Raw genomic sequence first — 5,083 nt, 5'->3', positions numbered from 1 at the left:
CTCCACCTCTTCGCCACCGGCGTGGCCTGGCGCGTGGTGAAGGCCGACGTCGCGAGCCTTTACCCGTCGCTGATGCGCGCCTACCGCATCAGCCCCGCGCGCGACCACCTGGGCGCGCTGCTCGCGCTGGTGGACCGCCTGGTGGAGCAGCGGCTCGCGGCCAAGGCGAGCGCGCGGGCGGCGGCCCCCGGGTCCGCGGAGCGCCACGCGCACGAGGCCACCTCGGCGGCGATGAAGCTCGTCGTGAACTCGGCCTACGGCTACCTCGCGGCGGGGGGCGAGCTGACCCGGTTCGCCGACGTCCACGCCGCGAACGAGGTGACGCGCCGCGGCCGGGAAGCGCTCGCGCTGATGTGCCGGGAGCTCGCCGCGCGCGGCGTGACGCTCCTGGAGGCGGACACCGACGGCGTCTACTTCGCCGTCCCCGAGGGCTGGGGCGAGGCGGACGAGCGGCGCGTGGTGGCCGAGGTCGCCGCGCTCCTGCCGCCGCTGGTGCAGCTCGAGCTCGAGGGGCGCTACGCGGCGATGCTGTCGCACGAGCCCAAGAACTACGCCCTGCTCGGCTACGACGGCACGCTCACCCTGCGCGGCGTGGCCTTCCGCTCGACCCGCGCGGAGCCGTTCGGGGAGGCGTTCCTGCGCGACGCGCTCGGGAGGCTGTTCGCCGGGGACCTGGGCGGGGTCCGCGAGGCGTACCTCGCGACGCTCGACGCGCTCCGCCGCCGCGAGCTGCCCACGTCCGACGTGTCGTCGCAGGTGCGGCTGACCAAGTCGCCGGCCAGGTACGCCGAGACGCGCGGGACGCGGCGCGAGCACGCCTACGAAGCGCTGCTCGCGAGCGGGCACGCCTCGTGGCGCGTCGGCGAGCGGGTGCGGGTGTACCGCACCCGGGGCGGCGGGGCCGCCGTCGCTCCCTCCGCCGACGCCGCGGAGGCCGGAGCCGGGTCCGCCGACCCGCGGGACTACGACGTGGAGCACTACGCGCGCGTGCTGCGCGACACCTTCGCGGCGCGGCTCGCGCGCGCGCTCACGCCGGACGACTTCGCCTCGGTCTTCGCCGATCCCGACCAGATGTCGCTCTTCGCGCCCTGCACCGCCGCGATGCGGCCCGTGCTGGACGTGCGCCCGGGGTGGGCCGGCGGCCCCACCGGGACGGGCGGGACACCGGTCTGAGGCCCAGGCGCCCGCCGGCGCGCTCCCCTGGGTCCATCACCTGTACGCAGGGTGCGTCCGATTCCCTGCAGGGATCTATCGGACCGCCAGGAACGCGTAGCGGGACAGGCGACGCTCGCTGGAGAGCGCGTGCACGGCGGCGAAAAAACGCTGCAGGCCCTCGAACGTGTCCTCGCCCTCGATCTGGAGCAGGTCGTCCCGGTGGGCGGCCCGCGAGTCGTGCCAGCGCCCCGAGACCTGGGCGACGGCCTCCGTCCGGTCCTCCGCGCGGAGCAGCTCGAAGCCGGCCTCCCGGATCAGTCGCTCGTTCTCGCCCACGGGTCCGAACAGGAAGTAGCCGATGGAGCTGCGCGCGGCGATCTCCTCGTTGGTGAGCAGTCCCGTCACGACGATCGCGTCCGTGTAGACGAGCCGCCCGCCGGGCCGGAGCACCCGGTGCCACTCCCGGAGCACCGCCAGCCGTCCGGGGAAGTGGTTGACGGAATCGATGCAGACGAGCGCATCGAAGGAACCGTCCTCGAAGGGGAGCGGCTGGCCCGCGTCGGCGCATCGGAAGCGCACCCGCAATTCGAGCCCCTGTGCGCGGGCCATCTCGTTCGCCGCCGTGATCCCGTGCTCGTTGACGTCGATCCCGACCACGCCTGCGCCCGTGGTGCGGGCCATGAAGAGCGCGGGGCCGCCGGACCCGACCGCGACCTCCAGCACCGTGGACGTGGGATCCAGCCTCATCCACTCGAAGAGCTCCCGGGCCTCGTCCGCCACGAGCCAGCTGTTCTGGACGATGTCCTCCCCGAAGGTGTCGCGTCGGATCTGCTCGTGGACGCGCTGCCGGAAGTTGGCGTACGTGGTGTCGAAGAGGTCGACGGGCTCGTTCGCGGCCGAGTCGGTCATCGGAGCGGCTCCTGGAAGGGGGAGGGGAGCGGCGGGTCTGCCGCGACGACGTGCCTGCGGCCCATGCCGGCGGGGCACGAGATCCGGGCCTGGTGCCCCTCCCGTTTGAACGGTGTGAATCGAGGCGCCCCCCGGCGCCTCAGAGGAGCTCCGCGATCATCTCCGCCGCCCTGCGCGCGCCACCGGTCTCCACGGGGCGGTAGTGGACCTCCCGTCCGATCTCCATGGCGATGGCGTCCGCGATCACCGCGGGGGTCGCCGTCTCGAAGTCCATCCGCCGCCCCGCGCCGTAGCGCTGGAGCCGGTGGTGGACGTGGAAGTTCTGCTCGCAGTGGTGGCGGAGCGGGAAGTAGAGGAACGGCCGCCCGCTGGCGGTCAGCTCCATCGTGGTGGTGAGCCCGCCCTGCACGACCGCCAGGTCGCAGGCGGCCAGGTGCCGGTAGAGGTTGTGCACGTAGCTGCGAACCTCCAGCCCCTCCCGCGTCGGAAGGGAGGCGGGATCGATCCGCGGCCCCGCGATCACCACCATGCGCAGGGCGGGGACCTGGCGCTTCGCCTCGTCGAAGGCCGCGATGACGCGCCGCAGCAGGTGGCCGCCCACACCCGAGCCGCCAACGGTCACGACGCACACCTGCTCGTCCGGTGCGTAGCCCAGCTCCGCACGCAGCGCGTCACGCGCGGGGAGCTGCGCGGGGTCGAAGCCGCTGACGTACCCGGAGAAGGCGAAGTGCTCCTCCGTCCAGTCGTGGATCAGGGGGAGGCCGGGTCCGAAGCGCTCGGGGACGATGTCGTCCGGATCGCCCACGAAGAGCGCCCGGTCGCGCACGCGCGGGTAGCGGGCGATGTGGGCGATCATCTCCGCGTTGTAGTCGGCCGTGAGGCTGGCCTCACGCTCGCCGCCGTCGGGCATGGGGAGCCATCCGACGAAGTCGCTGAGCCACACGTAGGCGGCGCGCTTCAGCTCCGGGTTCTCGTGCAGGTAGTAGTCGAGCTCCCAGGCCTCGTCCCCGATCCAGAGATCGTAGGGCTCCTCCCGGACCAGGTCGTGAAAGACCATGAAGTTGGTCAGGAGGATCTCGTCCATGCGCCGCCACGCCTGGAACACGTGCAGGTCGTGCCCGGCCGACTCGCTCTCGATGTGGCGCGACTCGTTGGCCAGGTGCGCGCTCGCGGGGTGGATTCGCTCGCCCTCCGCCTCCAGCACGCGCGTGACCGGGTCCTGCGCCAGCCATTCGATCTCCAGCCCCGGAACCAGGCGGCGCAGCTCGCGGGCGATCGCGACGTCGCGCTGCGCGTGCCCGAGGCCGATGGGGGAGGAGACGTAGAGCGCGCGCTTCCGCCGCCTCCGCCCGCGCGTCCAGACGGCCGGTGGCCGCGGGCCTCCGTCCACGAAGTCCCGCAGCAGGAGGTTCACCTGCACGGGGTCGCGCGCGTGCGGCCCGTGCCCGGAGCCCTCCAGCGTGACCAGGCTGCCGCCGGTGGCGCGTGCCAGCTCGGCCCCGCGCGCGTGCGGGCTGATCTCGTCGCGGTCGCCGTGAACCACGAGCACCGGGCACCGGACCCGGCTGCAGAGCGCGAGCACCTCTTCCCGGCTCGCCCCCCCCGCCGTCGCGGAGGCGATGAGCGTCTCTGGTCCCGTCTCCAGCCCCCAGCCTACGCAGTCCTCGACCTGCTTGGTCGAGTGCGGCTCGTTGAACATCCGGGAGAAGAAGAACTCCAGGAAACCGGGGTAGTCCTTCCGCCAGTAGTGCGCGTTGTACTTCGCCCAACCCTCCTCCGTCTCCACCGGCTCGTCGAAGGGGTGGACGGCGCGCTCGGGATGGGGCGGTGCGAGCGGCGCCGAGGGCGCAATGAACGCCGCGCCCGTGATCCGCTCGGGGTGGCCGGCGGCAAGGTGCAGCGCGCGCATCGAGCCCAGCGACAGCGAAACCAGCACGGCCCGCTCGGTCCCGGTGGCGTCCATCACGGCCAGCGCGTCGGCCGCGAACTCCTCCTCGCGGTAGGCGGATGGATCCTCCGGCCGGTCCGACAGGCCGTTTCCCCTCCCGTCGAACGTCAGCACGCGGTGGTGGCGCGCGAAGTAGGGGATCTGCGCCTTCCAGTGGCGTGAGTGGATGATCGACCAGGTGGGAAGGAAGAACACCGTCTTCTCTCCGCTGCCGAACAGCTCGTAGTGGAGCCGCACGCCCCCACGGTCCACGTAGCCCGTCCGGTCCGGCTCGCGCGCCCTCACGGCGTCTCTCCCGCAGGGGGGGCGGACCGATGCTCCAGCGAGGCGAGCCACCGGTCGATCCCGGCCAGCAGCTCCCGGTGCCCGCGCTCGATCCCCGAGAGGCGCTCCAGGATGATCCCCTCGTTGAGCGCCACGATCAGCGTCACCCACGCGTCCGCGGAGAGCGGCCCGGCGTCGAGCCGGTATGCGGCAAGCGCTTCCGCCACGGCCTCCCGCATGGCGTCGCTCCATCCGGCGTGCACCCGGGCGATGCGCTCGCGGTACTCCGGGCGGTTCCAGGCCATGGCCTGCAGCTCCCACCAGATCTTCTGGTAGGGCCGGTCCTCCTCCAGGTAGCGCATGGCTTCCCGCCACTTGTCGACGTACGGGGCCGGGGAGGCGTACATCTCCCGCTGGCGCGCCACCAGCCGCTCGGTGAAGCGCTCCAGCACTCGGACGAAGAGCTCCTCCATCGAGCCGAAGTAGTAGTGCACCAGGCCGTGGTTCGCCCCCGCCTCCTCGGCCAGCTTCCGCGTGGTGATGGCCGGGTAGCCGATCTCCACCAGCAGACGCTCAGCAGCGTCGAGGAAACGGTCCTCTGCCTCGTGCCGCACGGCGGCTGCTCGGCTGGCTCTCATGACGCGCGGGGCAAAGTGTTGTCCAGCTGGCTTAGTCAAACGACTAAAACTGCCGTACGGATACGGTGCCGAACAACGGGTGTCAAGGTTCATGAGAGGATTACGTGGCCCGGAGCGCAGCGGCGCACCCGGCCCCCGGACCGGCAGGGGCGAAGCCTCGCCCCTGCCG

Annotated in this window: 4 protein-coding genes; 1 reads left to right on the top strand and 3 read right to left on the bottom strand. The window is 72.4% G+C overall.

What is annotated here, in order from left to right; translation table 11 throughout:
* The coding region (locus VGR37_22935) for a DNA polymerase domain-containing protein (protein ID HEV2150273.1) at window positions 1–1,173 on the top strand (1,173 nt) is incomplete at its 5' end.
* A 75-nt stretch (window positions 1,174–1,248) separates the two neighbouring features.
* Here the strand turns inward: VGR37_22935 and VGR37_22930 are convergent.
* The 3 genes from VGR37_22930 to VGR37_22920 form a co-directional block, all read right to left on the bottom strand.
* Window positions 1,249–2,064: a methyltransferase domain-containing protein gene (locus VGR37_22930; GenBank protein ID HEV2150272.1), complete on the bottom strand. Its 816-nt coding sequence runs from the start codon at window positions 2,062–2,064 to the stop codon at window positions 1,249–1,251.
* Window positions 2,065–2,203: 139 nt separating this feature from the next.
* A complete protein-coding gene (locus VGR37_22925; GenBank protein HEV2150271.1) occupies window positions 2,204–4,297 on the bottom strand; it encodes an alpha/beta fold hydrolase in 2,094 nt (697 codons plus the stop codon).
* A complete protein-coding gene (locus VGR37_22920) occupies window positions 4,294–4,890 on the bottom strand; it encodes a TetR/AcrR family transcriptional regulator (protein HEV2150270.1) in 597 nt (198 codons plus the stop codon). Before VGR37_22920 ends, VGR37_22925 begins: the two co-directional genes overlap by 4 nt.
* Between the last annotated feature and the right edge of the window lie 193 nt (window positions 4,891–5,083).

The sequence above is a fragment of the Longimicrobiaceae bacterium genome (assembly GCA_035936415.1).
Taxonomy (GTDB): Bacteria; Gemmatimonadota; Gemmatimonadetes; order Longimicrobiales; family Longimicrobiaceae; genus JAFAYN01.
This window is presented reverse-complemented; position numbering and strand designations above follow the sequence as displayed.